Here is a 16,915-nt window from a genome sequence, read left to right on the forward strand (position 1 = left end):
GCCTGAACGAGCGCGGAACATGTGCGGGCCGAACGGAAGAACGCATGTCGAACACGTGGTGCGGAGAACGGGGTAAGAGTGGCGCCGGTAATGGCTTCCTGTCAGGAGCGCGTCAATAGATTGGCCGGAATTCGTCCGTTGCCCGAAAACCCGTGTTCGTTGAGCGGACGTTTCGGCGAGGGGCCGGCCACCCGGCCCCTCGCGCCGGGGTTACCGCACCTCGTACGGATAGCGCGCGAGCGGGGCCTCGCCCTGGAAGAAGCTCTTGGCGCGGACCATCGCCCGCTCGTCGTCACGCACCTGCCCGGGCCGCGAACCATTGCCGAACAGCACCCCGCCGAAGCGCATCCCCATGTACGCCGCCGAGTTGTTGAGCGCGGTCACCAGCCCGTCGGCGACGACCTCCTCGTCGTGCGCCATGACCGTCACGCCCCACAGGGTCCGGCCCGCCATCCGCTCCTTGAAGTCCAGGCCGGGCACCTTCAGCCAGCCCGACCAGTAGTCGAGGTAGCGCTTGGTCTGCGCCGAGAGGGTGTACCAGTACAGGGGCGAGGCGATGACGATGTCGGTGGCCTCCAGGGTGGCCCGCCGCAACCCCTCCTCGATCTCGCCGGCCGGCCAGGCGTCGGTCTCGTGCCGCCCGTCCTGGAAGTCGGGCAACGGCAGTTGGGCCAGATCCACCCAGCGCTGAGGTATGCCGACGGGCAACTGCGCGGCTGCGGCGCGGGCGAGGATCTCGGTGTTGCCGTCGGTGCGGGAGCTGCCGAGGACGAAGAGGAACGAGCGGTCGGTACGTGCGGCATCGGTGGTCATGTCTGCTTCCAACTCCATGCACGTGCACGGATATTCCGCCAAACCGAACCGGTCTACCCCACCAGGCTGTCGCGCCATGCCCGATGCAGACTCGCGAACCGCCCCTCGCCGCTGATCAGTTCGGCCGGAGGACCGTCCTCCACGATCCGGCCGCCCTCCATCACCAGCACCCGGTCGGCGATCTCCACCGTCGAGAGCCGGTGGGCGATCACCACGGCCGTGCGGCCGTGCAGCACGGTGTCCATGGCCCGCTGCACGGCCCGTTCGCCCGGGACGTCCAGGGAGCTGGTCGCCTCGTCGAGGATCAGTACCGCCGGGTCGGCGAGCAGGGCGCGGGCGAAGGCGACCAGTTGGCGCTGGCCGGCCGAGATACGGCCACCCCGCTTGCGTACGTCGGTGTCGTAGCCGTCGGGGAGGCCCGCGATGAAGTCGTGCGCGCCGATGGCCTTCGCGGCCTGCTCGATCTCCTCGCGGGTGGCGTCCGGGCGCCCGATCGCGATGTTCTCCGCGACCGTCCCGGAGAACAGGAACGCCTCCTGGGTCACCATCACCACTCCGCGCCGCAGCTCCGGAGTCGCCAGGTCCCGGAGGTCGACGCCGTCGAGCAGGACCCAGCCGCCGGTGGGGTCGTAGAAGCGGGCCAGCAGCTTGGCGAGCGTCGACTTGCCCGCGCCCGTCGAACCGACGACCGCGACGGTCTGCCCCGCCGGGATCGTCAGCCCGAAGCGGGGCAGCACCTCGCCGCCCGTGCGGTACGCGAAACGGACGTCCTCGAAGACCACCTCACGGCCCGGGTTGCCCGCGCGGGGCGGGAGCTCCTTCGGCGCGGCGGGCTCCCGGACCGTCGGGGTCTGCGCGAGGAGCCCGGCGATCTTCTCCAGCGAGGCGGCCGCCGACTGGTAGGAGTTGAGGAACATCGCGAGCCGGTCGATCGGGTCGTACAGCCGCCGCATGTAGAGCACGGCCGCCGCCAGCACCCCCAGCGCGAGCGTCCCGGACGCGACCCGGTAGGCGCCCCACAGGACCATGCCGGCGACCGCCGTGTTCGCGACCAGCCGGGAGCCGACGACATAGCGGGCCATCTCCAGTATCGCGTCGCCGTTGCGGCGCTCGTGGTGGCGGTTGAGCGCCTGGAACCGCGCGTCGTTGGCCCGCTCCCGACGGAAGGCACGCACCGGCCGGATGCCGTTCATCGTCTCCGCGAACGTCACGATGACGGCGGCGATGGCCGTCGAGCGCGCACTGAACGCGACGGCCGCGCGCCGCCGGTAGACCCGTACGAGCAGGTACAGGGGGACGAAGGAGGCCACCGCGACCGCGCCGATGCCCAGGTCCAGCCAGAGCAGGAGGAGGGAGATGGCGGCGAAGGAGAGCAGGACCCCGATCAGCTCCTGAAGCCCCTCGCTGAGCAGCTCGCGCAACGACTCGACGTCGGTGGTGGCGCGGGAGATCAGCCGGCCGGAGGTGTACCGCTCGTGGAAGTCGATGCTGAGGGCCTGCGCGTGCCGGAAGATCCGCCCGCGCAGATCGAGCAGGACGTCCTGGTTGACGCGGGCCGACGTGCGGATGAACCCGTACTGGAGCAGCCCCGCGCCCGCCGCACACACCGCGTACCCCACGGCCACGGCGATCAGCGGGCCCCGGTCGCCGCGCCCAAGGGCGGGCACGGCGCGGTCGATGGCGTACGCGACGAGGAGCGGCCCGGCCTGTACGGCGGCCTGCTGGAGCAGCAGCAACACGGCGGCGAGCACGACCCGGGCGCGGCGCGGCACCAGCAACGACCGCAACAACGCCCGCGTGGCCCCCTCGGCCACGGGCAGATCGTCCCGGTCGAACGCGTCCCTCACCCCGGTGTCATGCGCCCCGCCCGCGCCGGGCTCCCCGCCCGGTCCGGAGGCCGCCCCTGCGCCGGACGCCGTTCCCGCGCCGGGTGCCCCACCTGGGCCGGGCGCCCCGCCCGCGCCGGGCGCCCCGCGCATGTCCGGCGGGTCCGTGTGGTGGGGATCATAGGGCGGACGGCCTTCGGTGGGCGTGTCTGGTGCCGGGGCCTCGCCGTGCGCTGCCCGAGCGAGCCCGTCCGGGGCCCTGTCCACCGGGGAGTCCTCAGGGGGCGTCGGGGACGTTCCACCGACCGTGTCCGTCATCGTGCACCGTCCGTCGATTCGGCTCCCGACATGAGCCAGGCGTACTCCGGGCTGTCCCGGAGGAGTTCCTGGTGGGTGCCGACCGCCGCGATGCGGCCTGCCGAGAGGAGGGCGACGCGGTCGGCCAGCATGACCGTGGACGGGCGGTGGGCCACGACCAGGGCGGTGGTGTCCCGCAGAACGTCCCGCAGCGCCGCCTCGACCAGCGCCTCCGTGTGGACGTCCAGCGCCGACAGCGGGTCGTCCAGCACCAGGAACCGCGGCCGGCCCAGCACCGCGCGGGCCAGGGCGAGGCGCTGGCGCTGGCCGCCCGAGAGGCTCAGGCCCTGCTCGCCGACCTGGGTCGCGGCGCCCTGCGGCAGGTCGCGTACGAAGCCGGCCTGGGCGACCTCCAGGGCGCGCCGCAGCTCCGGCTCACCCGCGCCCCCGGGGCCCGCGCCCATCAGGACGTTCTCGCCCACGCTCGCGGAGAACAGCGTGGGTTCCTCGAACGCCACCGACACCAGCTCCCGCAGCCGCTTGCGGGACATGGCCGCCACATCGACCCCGTCCAGCAGGATCCGCCCGCCCGTCACCTCGTGCAGCCGTGGCACGAGCGCCGTCAGCGTCGTCTTGCCCGAGCCGGTGGCACCGACGAGCGCCATGGTCTCGCCCGGCCGGACGACCAGATCGACCCCGGCCAGCACCGGCGGCGCGCCCTCGGGCGCGTCCGGGTAGCGGAACGACACGTTCTCGAAGCGCAGACCGCCGGGCGGCGTTCCCGCGACCGGGCCGCTCCCGCCCGCGTCCTCCTCCGCGTCCTCCTCCGCCTCGTCCATCACCTCGAAGAACCGCTCCACCGACGTCGCCGCCTCCTGGCTCATCGCCAGCAGGAACCCGATCGACTCCACCGGCCACCGCAGCGCCAGCGCCGTGGACAGGAACGCCACCAGCGTCCCGGCCGACAGCCCGCCGTCCGCGACCTGCACCGTGCCCAGCACCAGCGCCGCCCCCACCGCCAGCTCCGGCACGATGGTGATGACCGCCCATATCCCCGCCAGCAGCCGCGCCTTGCCCAGCTCCGTGCCCCGCAGCCGCTCCGACAGGGCGCGGAACGCCTCCGCCTGGCTGCGGTGGCGGCCGAAGCCCTTGATGACGCGGATGCCGAGCACGCTCTCCTCGACGACCGTCGTCACGTCACCGACCTGGTCCTGCGCCCGCCGCGCGACCAGCGAGTACCGCGACTCGAACAGCGAACAGACCGCGATCAGCGGCGCCACCGGCACCAGCAGCACCAGCCCCAGCGACCAGTCCTGCGCCAGCAGCAGCCCGCACCCGACCACCACCGTCACGCCGTTGACGAACAGGAACGTCAGCGGGAAGGCCAGGAACATCCGTATCAGGGACAGATCCGTCGTCGCCCGCGACAGCAACTGCCCCGACGGCCACCGGTCGTGGAACGCGATCGGCAGCCGCTGCAGATGCCGGTACAGATCCGCGCGCATCGCCGCCTCGACACCCGCCAGCGGCCGCGCCACCAGCCACCGCCGCAGCCCGAACAGCACCGCTTCCCCGACCCCGAGCGCCAGCACCAGCAGCGCCCCCCACCACACCCCTCCCGGGTCGCGTCCGGCCACCGGCCCGTCCACGATCCACTTCAGTACGAGCGGGATGACCAGGCCCAGGCAGGACGCCACGACCGCGACGAGCGCCGCCGTCCCCACCCGTGCCCGCACCGGACGCACGTACGGCCACAGCCGCAGCAATGTGCGAACGGCTGAACGGTCCTTGGTCGTTGCACCCTGTTCCGACATCAGCAGCGAGCCTACGGTTCGCCACTGACATCGCTCACTCGCTTTTCCCCGATCTCGTCAACGGTCGTACCCAGGCATCAATCGATCGGCTGATGTCGGTCCGAGCGGGACGGCCGATGTGGCGCACCCGGCCCCACCAGCAAGCTCGTCCTATGTCGACGACCCACATGATGGAAGTGAACGGGCTGCGCAAGGCCTACGGCGGCAGGACGGCCGTCGCGGACGTCTCCTTCGCCGTCGCGGAGGGCGAGATCTTCGGGATCCTCGGCCCCAACGGCGCAGGGAAGACCACCACCGTCGAATGCGTCGAAGGGCTCCGCGTCCCCGACGCCGGCACCGTACGCGTCGCAGGGCTCGACCCCGTGGCCGACCACGACAAGGTCACCCGGCTCCTCGGCGCCCAGCTCCAGCAGAGCGAGCTCCAGCCCAAGCTCACCGTCCGCGAGGCGCTGGAGCTGTACGCCTCCTTCCACCCCCGCCCCGCCGACTGGCGCACCCTCGCCGAACGGCTCGGCCTCACCGATCACCTCACCGCCCGCTACGCCACGCTCTCCGGCGGCCAGAAGCAGCGGCTGTCCATCGCCCTCGCCCTCATCGGCAACCCGAAGGCCGTCGTCCTGGACGAGCTGACCACCGGCCTCGACCCGCGCGCCCGCCGTGAGACGTGGGCGCTGATCGAGGACGTACGCGACAGCGGCGTCACCGTCCTGCTCGTCACCCACTTCATGGAGGAGGCCCAGCGGCTCTGCGACCGGATCGCCGTCATCGACAAGGGGCGGGTCGCCGCGCTCGACACCCCCGCCGGGCTGATCCGCCGCGCCACCGTCTCCACCGTCATCTCCTTCACGCCCTCCGGCCCGCTCGACGACCGGGAGCTGACCGCGCTCCCGCACGCCGCCTCCGTACAGACCCAGGAAGGCCGGGTCGTCGTCGAAGGCACCGACGAGACCGTCAACGCCGTCATCTCACTGCTCGCCCGCCACCGCATCACCGCCCACCAACTGCGCGTCACCGAAGCCAGCCTGGACGACGCGTTCCTGGACCTCACCACGGGAGCCGACCGATGAACACCACCGTCCTGAAGACCGAGGCCCGCCTGTTCGCCCGCGAACCCGGCTCCGTGTTCTGGGTGACCGTCTCCCCGACCCTCCTCCTGGTGATCCTCGGTCTCGTCCCCAGCTTCCGGGAGGCGTCGGACGACCTCGGCGGGCTGCGGGTCATCGACCTGTACGTCCCCGTCTCCGTCCTCTTCGCCCTCACCATGGCCGGGCTCCAGGCCATGCCCCCCGTCCTGGCCGGCTACCGGGAACGCGGCATCCTCCGCCGCATGTCCACCACGCCCGTCCGCCCCTCCGCCCTCCTGGCCGCCCAACTGGTCGTCCACGCCGCCGTGGCGCTGGTCTCGGCCGTTCTGGTCGTTGCCGTCGGCCGGGCCGCCTTCGGCGTACGCCTCCCCGGACAGCCCGCCGGGTACGCCCTGGCGCTGCTCCTCGCCGTCGCGGGGGCCCTGGCGCTCGGCGCGGCCGTCTGCGCGGTCTCCCGCACCCAGAAGGTCGCGACGGCCGTCGGCTCGGCGGTCTTCTTCCCCACGATGTTCACCGCCGGCGTGTGGGTGCCCGTGCAGGCCATGCCGGACACCCTCCAGCGCATCGTCCACCTCACCCCGTTCGGCGCGGCCTCCGGGGCGCTGGACAACGCGGCGGCGGGCGGCTGGCCCGGCTGGACGCACCTGGGCGTGCTGGCACTGTGGACCGCGCTGCTGACGTGGACGGCCGCCCGCTGGTTCCGCTGGGAATGATCCGCGAGGAAGACTGGCCGCATGACGACGACCGTCGAGGAACGCTGGGACCAGCTCCACCGCTGGGGCCCTTACGGCCTGTTGGCCCTGGCCACCGCCATCGGGGCGGCCGCCGCGCACTTCTTCATGACACGGCCGGAGATGTACGTGGCCGGGGGCCTCGTCGTCGCCACGCTCGCCCTCCAGGTGTGGTGGGGCGCGCCGGAGCCGGACCACACGGCACGCATGCAGATGTACTTCGCCGTACGGACCGTGCTCGCCGGCGCCTTGACCTGGCTCAACCCGCTCTTCTCGATCTCGATCTTCGCCGTCGTCGGTTACTTCGACGCCGGGCGGCTGCTGCCCGCCCGCCGGGCTCGCCTGGGGCTCCTCGCCACCGCCGTCACCATGGCCGGCGCCCAGTCCGGTGGTCTGCCGCCGGTCACACCGCTCCACTGGGCGCTGTTCGGTGCCCTGCTCGTGCTCAACGTCTGCCTGGCCCTGGTCTTCGCCCACCTCGGCGACAAGGAGGCCGAGCGGACCGCCGAGCGGGCCGCCACCATCGCCGAACTGGAACGCGCCAACGCCCGCCTGGAACAGGCCTTCGCCGAGAACGCGGGCCTGCACGCGCAGCTCCTCGTGCAGGCCCGGGAGGCGGGCGTCGCCGACGAGCGCCGCCGCCTGGCAGCCGAGATCCACGACACGATCGCCCAGGGCCTGACGGGCATCATCGCCCAGCTCCAGGTCGTCACCGCCGCCCCGGACCCCCGCCTCGCGCGCGTGCACCTGGAGCGCGCCACCGCACTGGCCCGTCACAGCCTGGGCGAGGCCCGCCGTTCCGTGCAGAACCTCAGCCCCGCCGCCCTGGAGCACGACACCCTCCCCGACGCGCTCCACAAGACCGTGACCGACTGGTCCGAACGCACCGGAGTCACCGCCCGGTTCACCGTCACCGGCACCGAGGAACCCCTGCACGACGAGGTCGCCGCCACGCTCCTCCGCATCGCGGAGGAAGCCCTCGCCAACACCGCCCGCCACGCGCACGCCTCCCGCGCCGGCGTCACCCTCTCCTACATGGGCGACGAGGTCACCCTGGACGTACGCGACGACGGCCACGGCTTCGGGCCCGCCGCCCTGCCGCCCCGCTCCGGCACCGGCGGCTTCGGCCTGGACGGCATGCGCGCCCGCGCCGCCCGCATCGCGGGCACCGTGTCGGTCGAATCGGAACCGGGCGGCGGTACGGCGGTGTCGGCTCGCGTACCGTTGGTGCCCCATGACTGACCGCCTGATCACCCTGCTGATCGTCGACGACCATCCCGTCGTACGGGACGGTCTGCGCGGCATGTTCACCACCGAGCCGGGCTTCCAGGTGCTCGGTGAGGCGTCCGGCGGTGTCGAGGGCGTGGCGTGTGCGATGCGCCTGGACCCGGACGTCGTCCTGATGGACCTGCGCATGCCGGGCGGTGGCGGGGTGGACGCGATCCGGGAGCTGACCCGGCACGGCGCCCGCGCGAAGGTCCTCGTCCTGACGACGTACGACACGGACTCCGACACGATCCCCGCCATCGAGGCGGGCGCCACGGGCTACCTCCTCAAGGACGCCCCGCGCGAGGAGCTGTTCACGGCCGTCCGCGCCGCCGCCGACGGCCGCACCGTCCTGTCACCCGCCGTCGCGTCCCGCCTGGTCTCCGCCGTCCGGACCCCGAACGCGCCTGGCGGCCCCGGCGGCGAGGCGCTGTCCGCCCGCGAGAGGGAGGTCCTCGAACTCGTCGCCAAGGGCACCTCCAACCGGCGGATCGCGGCCGAGCTGTTCATCAGCGAGGCCACCGTGAAGACGCACCTCACCCACATCTACGGCAAGCTGGGCGTGGGCGACCGGGCCGCGGCGGTCGCCGTGGCGTACGAGCGCGGGATCCTCGGCTCGTCCTAGTCCCGCACCTTCAGCAGCAGCACCGCCCTCGCCGGCACCGTCACCACCTCCCCGCCCGGGTGCACCGTCCCGGGCGCCTCCGCCTGCTCCTCCCGCGAGGTGTCCACCACCAGCTCGTACGCGCCCGCCCACGGCGGGCCCGGCAGGCGGAAGTCCACCGGTTCGGCGCCCGCGTGGAGGACCGCGAGGAAGCTGTCGTCCGTGATGGGCTCACCGCGCGCGTCCCGGCCCGGGATGTCCCGCCCCGACAGGTACATCCCGATCGTCGCGGTCCGGGCGTACCAGTCCCCCTCCGTCATCTCCGCGCCCGCCGCCGTGAACCACGCCAGGTCCCGCAGCCCGTCCGCGCCCTGCGGGCGGCCCGAGAAGAACGCCCGGCGCCGCAGCACCGGGTGGGCGTGGCGCAGCGCCAGCAGCCGGGACGTCAGGTCCAGCAGCCCGCGCGGTCCCGGTTGCCCGGGCAGGGACCAGTCGACCCAGCCGGTCTCGTTGTCCTGGCAGTAGGCGTTGTTGTTGCCGCCCTGGGTGCGGCCCATCTCGTCGCCCGCCACCAGCATCGGCACGCCCGTCGACAGCAGCAGGGTGGTGAGCAGGTTGCGCACCTGCCGCCGCCGCAGCGCGTTGATCGCCGGGTCGTCGGTCTCGCCCTCGGCGCCGCAGTTCCACGACCGGTTGTCGTTGGTGCCGTCCCGGTTGCCCTCCCCGTTGGCCTCGTTGTGCTTGCGCTCGTACGACACGAGGTCGCGCAGCGTGAAGCCGTCGTGCGCGGTGATGAAGTTGACGGAGGCGTACGGGCGCCGTCCGCCCCACGCGTACAGGTCGCTGGACCCGGACAGCCGGTAGCCGAGGTCGCGTACGTCGGGCAGGGCGCCGCGCCAGAAGTCGCGAACGGCGTCCCGGTAGCGGTCGTTCCACTCGGTCCACAGCGGCGGGAAGGCCCCCACCTGGTAGCCGCCGTTGCCCACGTCCCACGGCTCGGCGATCAGCTTGACGCGCCGCAGCACCGGGTCCTGGGCGATCGTCGCGAGGAACGGGGAGAGCATGTCGACGTCGTGCATCGAGCGGGCCAGCGCCGCCGCCAGGTCGAAGCGGAACCCGTCGACGCCCATCTCCGTGACCCAGTAGCGCAGCGAGTCGGTGATCAGGCGCAGCACATGGGGCTGGACGACGTGCAGGGTGTTGCCGCAGCCGGTGTAGTCGGCGTACCGGCGGGCGTCGGCGGCCAGCCGGTAGTAGCCGCGGTTGTCGATGCCGCGCAGCGACAGCATGGGTCCCAGCTCGCTCGCCTCGGCGGTGTGGTTGTAGACCACGTCCAGGATGACCTCGATACCCGCCGCGTGCAGCGCCTTGACCATCCGCTTGAACTCGCCGACCTGCTGCCCCGCCGTGCCCGACGCGCTGTACGCGGCGTGCGGCGCGAAGTAGCCGATGGAGTTGTAGCCCCAGTAGTTCTTCAGCCCGCGCCGCAGCAGGTGGTCCTCGTGCGCGAACTGGTGCACCGGCAGCAGCTCGACCGCCGTCACCCCGAGCGACACCAGGTGCTCGATCGCGGCGGGGTGCGCCAGGCCCGCGTACGTACCGCGCAACTCCTCGGGGATGCCCGGGTGGCGTTGGGTGAAGCCGCGTACGTGCACCTCGTAGATGACCGAGTCCGCCCAGGGCGTCTTGGGCCGCCGGTCGTCGGACCAGTCGTCGTCATCGTGGACGACGACCCCCTTGGGGACGTACGGGGCGGAGTCGCGGGTGTCGCGCACGGTGTCGGCGACATGCTGTTCGGGCCAGTCCCGCACATGGCCGTACACCTCGGGCGGCAGCGTGAAGTCGCCGTCGACCGCGCGCGCGTACGGGTCGAGGAGCAGCTTCGCCGGGTTCCAGCGGGCGCCCGTCCACGGGTCCCAGCGGCCGTGCACCCGGTAGCCGTACCGCTGCCCGGGCCGTACGCCCGGGACGAAGCCGTGCCAGATCTCGTGGGTCAGTTCGGTCAGCGGCAGCCGGGTCTCGGTGCCGTCCGCGTCGAACAGGCACAGCTCGACCGCCTCCGCCCCGCCCGCCCAGAGCGCGAAGTTCGTCCCCGTGGCACCGCCCGGCCCGGCCCGGAAGCGGGCGCCGAGCGGCGTGGACGCGCCCGGCCAGACGGGTGGTACGGGAGTGTCGGGATCCCGGGGGAGCCCGTTCAGCCCGTGGGGCCGGGCCCGGGCGGGGGCGGGGGCGGGCCTCCCGTCCGGAGTCGCCTCACCCACCGCATCCTGCACTGCCTGCTGCTCGGCTGCGCTCGACACCTGCCGGCCTCCTGCGGCTCGTCCGGTCCCGGCTTGCTGCGAGGCCGCGGCGTCCCGGCCGCGGCCCCGCACATGGTCCTCCACCTGTTCTGCCCGGACTGCCTCGCTCCCAACATGACCCGCACTCACGTTTCCCCTGGAGGGTGGCAGTCGTTGGTCGCATCGTGAGACACGTACTGAAGCGGGCAGGGCTCGGCATGGCCGCTGCCGTGACATGTGCAGGGCTGTTGGCGGGGCTGGCCGGGTGCACCGGTGACGGCGGTCTGGACCTCGGCATGGGCGGCAAGGGGCGGTCGCCCGAGGACACCATCCGGGTGATGCCGGAGGACCGGGCCAGGGGTGTGGCCCCGGACGGCCGGGTGGAGGTGCGCGTGCCCAGCGGGCGGCTGGAGCGGGTCAGGGTCGTGAAGGTCGAGGACGCGCAGCCGGAGGAGGTGGCGGGCGCGATCTCGGAGGACGGGCTGCGCTGGCGCCCCGCGCCCGGTACGCGCCTCTCGCTGGCCGCCAAGTACAGCGTGGACGCGGTCGCGCTGGACGCGCACGGGCGGCGCTCGGCCCGCCACACCACGTTCACCACCGCGGTCCCCGAGCACCGGTTCATCGGCTACTTCAAGCCGGAGAACCGCTCGACGGTGGGCACCGGCATGATCGTCTCCTTCTCCTTCAACCGGCCCATCGAGAACCGCGCGGCCGTCGAGCGCGCCATCCGCGTCACCTCCCGGCCGCCGGTGGAGGTGGTGGGGCACTGGTTCGGCAAGGAGCGCCTGGACTTCCGTCCGCGCGCGTACTGGAAGCCCGGCACCGGGGTCACCGTCGATCTGCGGCTGAGGGACGTGGAGGGGGCGCCGGGGGTGTACGGGATCCAGCACAAGAGGGTCGGCTTCACGGTGGGCCGCTCCCAGGTCTCCCTGGTGGACGCCGAGAAGCACACCATGGAGGTACGGCGTGACGGCCGGCTCGTCACGACGCTGCCGATCACGGCCGGGGCGCCCAAGACCACCACGTACAACGGGAAGATGGTGGTGACGGAGCTGTTCGACGTGACGCGGATGAACGGCGCCACGGTGGGCTTCAAGGACAAGAACGGCAAGGGCGAGTACGACATCAAGGACGTGCCGCACGCGATGCGGCTGACCGACTCGGGGACGTTCCTGCACGGCAACTACTGGGCGCCGGCCTCCACGTTCGGCGAGGCCAACGTCAGTCACGGGTGCGTGGGGCTGCGCGATGTGAAGGGCGGCAGCGCGGACTCCCCGGCGGGCTGGTTCTTCGACCGGACGCTGATCGGGGACGTCGTGGAGGTGGTCAACTCGACCGACCGGAAGGTCTCTCCCGACAATGGCCTGGGTGGCTGGAACATGGACTGGAAGCGGTGGAAGGCCGGTTCCGCCCTGCACTGACCCTGTCCGGCCGCCCCGGCTGACCCTGTCCGGCCGCCCCGGCTGGCCGTGTCCGGCGGCCCCGTCTGACCCCGGCCGGCGGCCTGGTTGCCCCCGGCCGGCCGCCCCGGCCGACCCCATCGGCCCTGGCCGACCCTCGCCGTTCCGGCACGTTCCGGCATGGCCCGCCCCGGTCCTGGACAAGTTGGGACTGAACGGTGACATTCGCGGGCGCTCGGGCGCGCCCGCGGTGTGATTATCTATCGCGGTGCACGCGCGAGTGGGCGTGCGGGGGTGCGGGCCGTGGCGGGGCCAGGCCGTGCGAGGGGAGAACAGCGAAGTGAACGTGCAGCCGATATCGGGTGCATCGGCCGGGGTGGGTGCCGGGCGTGGACGTGGAACCGGGGCGGGCAAGGGTCTGCTGGCCCTGGTGCTGGGGGCGTTGCTGCTGCTGGTGACGGCGTGCGGTGGATCGGGGGCCGCCGACAGCGGCAAGGGCGGGGAAAAGAGCGGCAAGGACGGCGGGAAGGTGGAGAACGCGGCCTCGCAGGCCGTGGTGACCATCACGCCCAAGGACGGTGCCGCGTCGGTCGCCACGAGCGGCGCCCTGAAGGTAACCGCCGAGAAGGGCAAGCTGACCACGGTCACCGTGGCCGACTCCAAGGGCAACCAGGTCGAGGGCAAGCTGGCCGCGGACGGCACCAGCTGGGAGCCGGTGCGGCACCTGGCCGCGGCCACCAAGTACAAGGTCCACGCGGTCGCCAAGGACGCCGAGGGGCGCGAGTCGGCGAAGGACACCACCTTCACCACGCTCGTACCGAAGAACACCTTCATCGGCCACTACACGCCGGAGGACGGCTCGACCGTCGGCGTCGGCATGCCGGTCTCCATCAACTTCACCCGGGGCATCACCAACCCGGAGGCCGTGGAGAAGGCCATCAAGGTGACCGCCGAGCCGTCCGTGCCGATCGAGGGCCACTGGTTCGGCAACGACCGTCTCGACTTCCGCCCCGAGAAGTACTGGGCGGCGGGCACCAAGGTGACCGTGCAGCTGAACCTGGACGGCGTCGAGGGCCGCCCGGGCGTCTACGGCAAGCAGGCCAAGACGGTGAAGTTCACCATCGGCCGCAGCCAGGTCTCCACGGTCGACGCGAGCGCGAAGACCATGAAGGTCGTCCGTGACGGGAAGCTGATCAAGACGATCCCGATCACCGCGGGCGCGCCGTCCACGACGACGTACAACGGCCAGATGGTCATCAGCGAGAAGTACAAGGTGACCCGGATGAACGGCGCCACCGTGGGCTTCGGCGGCGAGTACGACATCAAGGACGTGCCGCACGCGATGCGCCTGTCCACCTCGGGCACCTTCGTCCACGGCAACTACTGGGCGTCGGCGGGCACCTTCGGCTCGGCCAACGTCAGCCACGGCTGCGTGGGCCTGCGGGACGTGCGGGGCGCCTACGACGGATCGACCCCGGCGGCCTGGTTCTACAACAACTCGATCATCGGTGACGTGGTGGTCGTGAAGAACTCCAAGGACAAGCAGATCCAGCCCGAGAACGGCCTCAACGGCTGGAACATGCCCTGGTCGGAGTGGATCGCGTAACGCCTGGTACGTACGGGCCCGGGCTTTCGGATGTGACCGACAGCACCGGGCCCGTTGTCGTTAACGGCGGCTAACCTGCCCCGTATGACAGTCACTCTCGAAGTCTCCGAAGGCGTCGGCACCATCCGCCTGGACCGCCCGCCGATGAACGCGCTGGACATCGCCACCCAGGACCGGCTGCGCGAGCTCGCCGAGGAGGCGGCCCGTCGCGACGACGTCCGTGCCGTGGTGCTGTACGGCGGCGAGAAGGTGTTCGCGGCCGGCGCGGACATCAAGGAGATGCAGGCGATGGACCACGCGGCCATGGTGCTGCGCTCCAAGGCCCTGCAGGACTCGTTCACCGCCGTCGCCCGCATCCCCAAGCCCGTCGTCGCCGCCGTGACCGGATACGCCCTGGGCGGCGGCTGCGAGCTGGCGCTGTGCGCCGACTTCCGCATCGCGGGGGAGAACGCCCGGCTGGGCCAGCCCGAGATCCTGCTGGGCCTCATCCCCGGCGCGGGCGGTACGCAACGCCTGGCCCGCCTCGTCGGCCCGTCCAAGGCCAAGGACCTGATCTTCACGGGCCGCCATGTGAAGGCCGACGAGGCCCTCGCGATCGGGCTCGTCGACCGGGTCGTACCGGCGGCCAAGGTGTACGAGCAGGCGCACGCGTGGGCCGCGAAGCTGGCCCAGGGGCCCGCGCTGGCGCTGCGGGCGGCCAAGGAGTCCATCGACGCGGGCCTGGAGACGGACATCGACACGGGCCTGACCGTGGAACGCAACTGGTTCGCCGGGCTGTTCGCCACCGAGGACCGGGAGCGCGGGATGCGCAGCTTCGTGGAGGAGGGACCGGGCAAGGCCAAGTTCCTCTAGAGGGGAGCGAGTTGTCAGCCGTGTGGGTGGTTTAGGGAGGCCTGGAGGGGGTGTAAGGGCTTCGGGTTGCATGGGCGCGCCACTCTTTCGGGTCGGCCGCTTCACCGCAGCTCAGGGCCGCTTTTCCGGGCCTTCCGTGCCACTGTCATATGCCGGGAGGTGCTCCGGGAACCGTTCGTTCCGGGGCACCGAATCCGCGGGAACGGCCACGCGGAGGCCGCCGGGCGGCCATGATGGTGGGCATGGCGGGGCTGGAAGGTATGGAGCAACCGGGGCAGCGCGGCAGCGCTACCGCCGCGCGGTGGGTACCCGCCGCGGATGACGAACAGGCGCTCAAGGCGATCGAACTGTTCGGCAACCCGACGGAGGACGAGGTGCGGCTGCCCTCCCGCCCCGAATCGGCCGCGACCGCCCGCCGACTCACCCAGTGCGTGGTGCTCCGCCAGTGGGGGCTGACCCCGCAGATCGCCGAGCACGCGATCCTGCTCGTCTCCGAGCTCGTCGGCAACGCCGTCCGGCACACCGGGGCACGGGTCTTCGGCCTGCGGATGCTGCGCCGCCGCGGCTGGATCCGGATCGAGGTGCGCGACCCCTCGCGCGGGCTTCCCTGTCTGATGCCGGTGCAGGAGATGGACACCAGTGGACGGGGGCTCTTCCTCGTCGACAAGCTCTCCGACCGGTGGGGGGTGGACCTGCTGCCGCGCGGCAAGACCACCTGGTTCGAGATGCGCGTCTCCGACCGCTGACGCCGTTGCGCGCCCCGGGGGCGCCCGGAGACGCACGGAAGCCCCCTGGCGGCTGTGGTGAGGCGCCGCGGGGGCTTCCGTGGGGGGCGCCGTGGACTTGGGGGGTGTATCCACGGACGCTGGGACGACCTGGCCCGGGTCAATGGGGGTCGTGTTCTGACGACTATGGCAGATGGGCGGCCTTGCCACCAAAAGAGCAAACCGGGATGAAATCAGCAAATCGGGTCAGCGGGTAAATGAATCGCAGGTGAGGTGGGCCACGGGCCTCATAAAGCATGAATAAATATGGGGTACGTTGGGTGATTCATCGGCCCGGTTCGATTGGAGTCAGGGCCGGCGGACTCGGCAGGGGAGCGCGCCGAGGGCCCCGCCGCCCTTAATGGGGCGCGTGACCATGCCCCACCTGACGAAGCGATCGAAGAGCCTCCTGGCGGCCACCGCGCTGCTCGCCGCGGCGGCCGTGCTCCCGGGCTGCGGCGGCGGCGGTGACCGGCCCGAGGCGCGCGGCAGCCAGGCCGCCGTCCCCGTCTCCGTACCGAAGAAGGCCGCCCCGGCGGGGCTGCCGGGCATGCCACCGGTCCTCGACCCCAAGGACATCTACGCGGCCGACCGGCCCGGCCGGCTTTCCCCGGTGGTCAAGGGCTTCCCGTCCCGCGTGTACGTCCCCAACACGCTCTCCAACACCGTCTCGGTCATCGACCCCAAGACGTACAAGGTCATCGAGACCATCCCGGTCGGCGTCCAGCCGCAGCACGTCGTGCCCTCCTGGGACCTCAAGACGCTCTGGGTCAACAACAACCGGGGCCACACGCTCACCCCCATCGACCCGGCCACCGGCACCCGGGGCAAGGACGTCGACGTCCACGACCCGTACAACCTGTACTTCACGCCCAACGGCACGTACGCCGTCGTCATGGCCTCCCTCGACCGCGAACTGGTCTTCCGCGACCCGCACACCATGGAACGGCGCCACACCGAGCCGGTCACCTGCTACGGCGTCAACCACGCCGACTTCTCCGCCGACGGCCGGTACTTCATCGTCAGCTGCGAGTTCTCCGGCGAACTGCTGAAGGTCGACACCGAGCGGATGAAGGTCGTCGCCCAGCAGAAGCTGCCCTTCCAGGGCGCCATGCCACAGGACGTGAAGGTCTCGCCCGACGGGAAGACCTTCTACGTCGCCGACATGATGGCGCACGGCGTGTGGGTCCTGGACGGCGACTCCTTCGCCACCCCCAGGCTCCTGCCCACCGGCAAGGGCGCCCACGGCCTGTACGTCTCGCGCGACTCCAGGGAGATGTACATCCCCAACCGAGGCGAGGGCTCCATCTCCGTCTTCGACTTCGGTTCACCCGACATGGGCGGGGTGTCGGCCGACGGCAAGGTGTTGTGGCTGTCCGGGCGGTACGACTCCGAGGTGTACGCGATCGACACCACGACCGGCAGGCAGCTGGCCCGCATCCCGGTCGGCGGCGGCCCGCACGGCCTGGCCGTCTACCCGCAGCCCGGCCGGTACTCGCTCGGCCACACCGGCGTCTTCCGCTGACCCGCGCACCGGAGCCGCCCGACACGCCGCCCGACACGCCGCCCGACGCGCCG

The 16,915-nt window shown here is 72.0% G+C and carries 13 protein-coding genes; 9 read left to right on the plus strand and 4 right to left on the minus strand.

Annotated features, from left to right (window positions below):
• Positions 1 to 210 precede the first annotated feature (210 nt).
• From AMK26_RS11760 to AMK26_RS11770, 3 genes are all read right to left on the minus strand, one after another.
• Positions 211 to 813 carry a flavodoxin family protein gene (locus AMK26_RS11760; RefSeq protein WP_073754455.1) on the minus strand — a complete coding sequence of 201 codons (603 nt, stop codon included), beginning with the start codon at positions 811 to 813 and terminating at the stop codon, positions 211 to 213.
• Between the two features lie 53 nt (positions 814 to 866).
• The gene (locus AMK26_RS11765) at positions 867 to 2,792 is read right to left on the minus strand and encodes an ABC transporter ATP-binding protein (protein WP_073754456.1); all 1,926 of its coding nucleotides are present in this window, start codon (positions 2,790 to 2,792) and stop codon (positions 867 to 869) included.
• A gap of 161 nt (positions 2,793 to 2,953) precedes the next feature.
• A complete protein-coding gene (locus AMK26_RS11770; protein ID WP_073754457.1) occupies positions 2,954 to 4,750 on the minus strand; it encodes an ABC transporter ATP-binding protein in 1,797 nt (598 codons plus the stop codon).
• A gap of 152 nt (positions 4,751 to 4,902) precedes the next feature.
• On the opposite strand from AMK26_RS11770, the gene AMK26_RS11775 reads away from it, so the two are divergent.
• The 4 genes from AMK26_RS11775 to AMK26_RS11790 are packed head-to-tail and all read left to right on the plus strand — an operon-like array spanning position 4,903 to position 8,457.
• Positions 4,903 to 5,817, plus strand: a complete 915-nt coding sequence (locus AMK26_RS11775; protein WP_073754458.1) for an ABC transporter ATP-binding protein — start codon at positions 4,903 to 4,905, stop codon at positions 5,815 to 5,817.
• Positions 5,814 to 6,548 (plus strand): ABC transporter permease, encoded by a 735-nt coding sequence (locus tag AMK26_RS11780; RefSeq protein WP_073754459.1) that lies wholly within the window; start codon positions 5,814 to 5,816, stop codon positions 6,546 to 6,548. Before AMK26_RS11775 ends, AMK26_RS11780 begins: the two co-directional genes overlap by 4 nt.
• 21 nt (positions 6,549 to 6,569) lie before the next feature.
• Positions 6,570 to 7,808: a sensor histidine kinase gene (locus tag AMK26_RS11785; RefSeq protein ID WP_073754460.1), complete on the plus strand. Its 1,239-nt coding sequence runs from the start codon at positions 6,570 to 6,572 to the stop codon at positions 7,806 to 7,808.
• Positions 7,801 to 8,457: a response regulator gene (locus AMK26_RS11790; protein ID WP_073754461.1), complete on the plus strand. Its 657-nt coding sequence runs from the start codon at positions 7,801 to 7,803 to the stop codon at positions 8,455 to 8,457. Before AMK26_RS11785 ends, AMK26_RS11790 begins: the two co-directional genes overlap by 8 nt.
• On the opposite strand, the gene glgX is transcribed toward AMK26_RS11790, so the two are convergent.
• Positions 8,454 to 10,736, minus strand: a complete 2,283-nt coding sequence (gene glgX / locus AMK26_RS11795) for a glycogen debranching protein GlgX (protein WP_073754462.1) — start codon at positions 10,734 to 10,736, stop codon at positions 8,454 to 8,456. The two genes, AMK26_RS11790 and glgX, sit on opposite strands and share 4 nt — an antisense overlap.
• Before the next feature lie 197 nt (positions 10,737 to 10,933).
• On the opposite strand from glgX, the gene AMK26_RS11800 reads away from it, so the two are divergent.
• From AMK26_RS11800 to AMK26_RS11820, 5 genes are all read left to right on the plus strand, one after another.
• Complete coding sequence (locus tag AMK26_RS11800; RefSeq protein ID WP_107420922.1) at positions 10,934 to 12,136, plus strand: L,D-transpeptidase; 1,203 nt, start codon at positions 10,934 to 10,936, stop codon at positions 12,134 to 12,136.
• Positions 12,137 to 12,455: 319 nt separating this feature from the next.
• Positions 12,456 to 13,721, plus strand: a complete 1,266-nt coding sequence (locus AMK26_RS11805) for a L,D-transpeptidase (protein ID WP_079277545.1) — start codon at positions 12,456 to 12,458, stop codon at positions 13,719 to 13,721.
• A gap of 84 nt (positions 13,722 to 13,805) precedes the next feature.
• Positions 13,806 to 14,573, plus strand: a complete 768-nt coding sequence (locus AMK26_RS11810) for an enoyl-CoA hydratase/isomerase family protein (protein WP_073754464.1) — start codon at positions 13,806 to 13,808, stop codon at positions 14,571 to 14,573.
• Positions 14,574 to 14,803: 230 nt separating this feature from the next.
• Positions 14,804 to 15,319, plus strand: coding sequence for an ATP-binding protein (locus AMK26_RS11815; protein ID WP_073754465.1), 516 nt, complete (start codon positions 14,804 to 14,806; stop codon positions 15,317 to 15,319).
• 394 nt (positions 15,320 to 15,713) lie between these two features.
• Entirely contained in the window at positions 15,714 to 16,862 is a 1,149-nt protein-coding gene (locus AMK26_RS11820; protein WP_073754791.1) for a YVTN family beta-propeller repeat protein, read from the plus strand.
• Positions 16,863 to 16,915: the final 53 nt, after the last annotated feature.

Source organism: Streptomyces sp. CB03234 (assembly GCF_001905885.1).
GTDB lineage: Bacteria > Actinomycetota > Actinomycetes > Streptomycetales > Streptomycetaceae > Streptomyces.

What these genes read in the sequence shown, in the direction of transcription:
- AMK26_RS11780 (WP_073754459.1), top strand. Translation starts at nt 5,814, where the DNA reads ATGAACACCACCGTCCTGAAGACCGAGGCCCGCCTGTTCGCCCGCGAA.
- AMK26_RS11810 (WP_073754464.1), top strand. Translation starts at nt 13,806, where the DNA reads ATGACAGTCACTCTCGAAGTCTCCGAAGGCGTCGGCACCATCCGCCTG.
- AMK26_RS11815 (WP_073754465.1), top strand. Translation starts at nt 14,804, where the DNA reads ATGATGGTGGGCATGGCGGGGCTGGAAGGTATGGAGCAACCGGGGCAG.
- AMK26_RS11760 (WP_073754455.1), bottom strand. Translation starts at nt 813, where the DNA reads ATGACCACCGATGCCGCACGTACCGACCGCTCGTTCCTCTTCGTCCTC.
- AMK26_RS11790 (WP_073754461.1), top strand. Translation starts at nt 7,801, where the DNA reads ATGACTGACCGCCTGATCACCCTGCTGATCGTCGACGACCATCCCGTC.
- AMK26_RS11775 (WP_073754458.1), top strand. Translation starts at nt 4,903, where the DNA reads ATGTCGACGACCCACATGATGGAAGTGAACGGGCTGCGCAAGGCCTAC.
- AMK26_RS11800 (WP_107420922.1), top strand. Translation starts at nt 10,934, where the DNA reads ATGGCCGCTGCCGTGACATGTGCAGGGCTGTTGGCGGGGCTGGCCGGG.
- AMK26_RS11820 (WP_073754791.1), top strand. Translation starts at nt 15,714, where the DNA reads ATGCCCCACCTGACGAAGCGATCGAAGAGCCTCCTGGCGGCCACCGCG.
- AMK26_RS11770 (WP_073754457.1), bottom strand. Translation starts at nt 4,750, where the DNA reads ATGTCGGAACAGGGTGCAACGACCAAGGACCGTTCAGCCGTTCGCACA.
- AMK26_RS11785 (WP_073754460.1), top strand. Translation starts at nt 6,570, where the DNA reads ATGACGACGACCGTCGAGGAACGCTGGGACCAGCTCCACCGCTGGGGC.
- AMK26_RS11765 (WP_073754456.1), bottom strand. Translation starts at nt 2,792, where the DNA reads ATGCGCGGGGCGCCCGGCGCGGGCGGGGCGCCCGGCCCAGGTGGGGCA.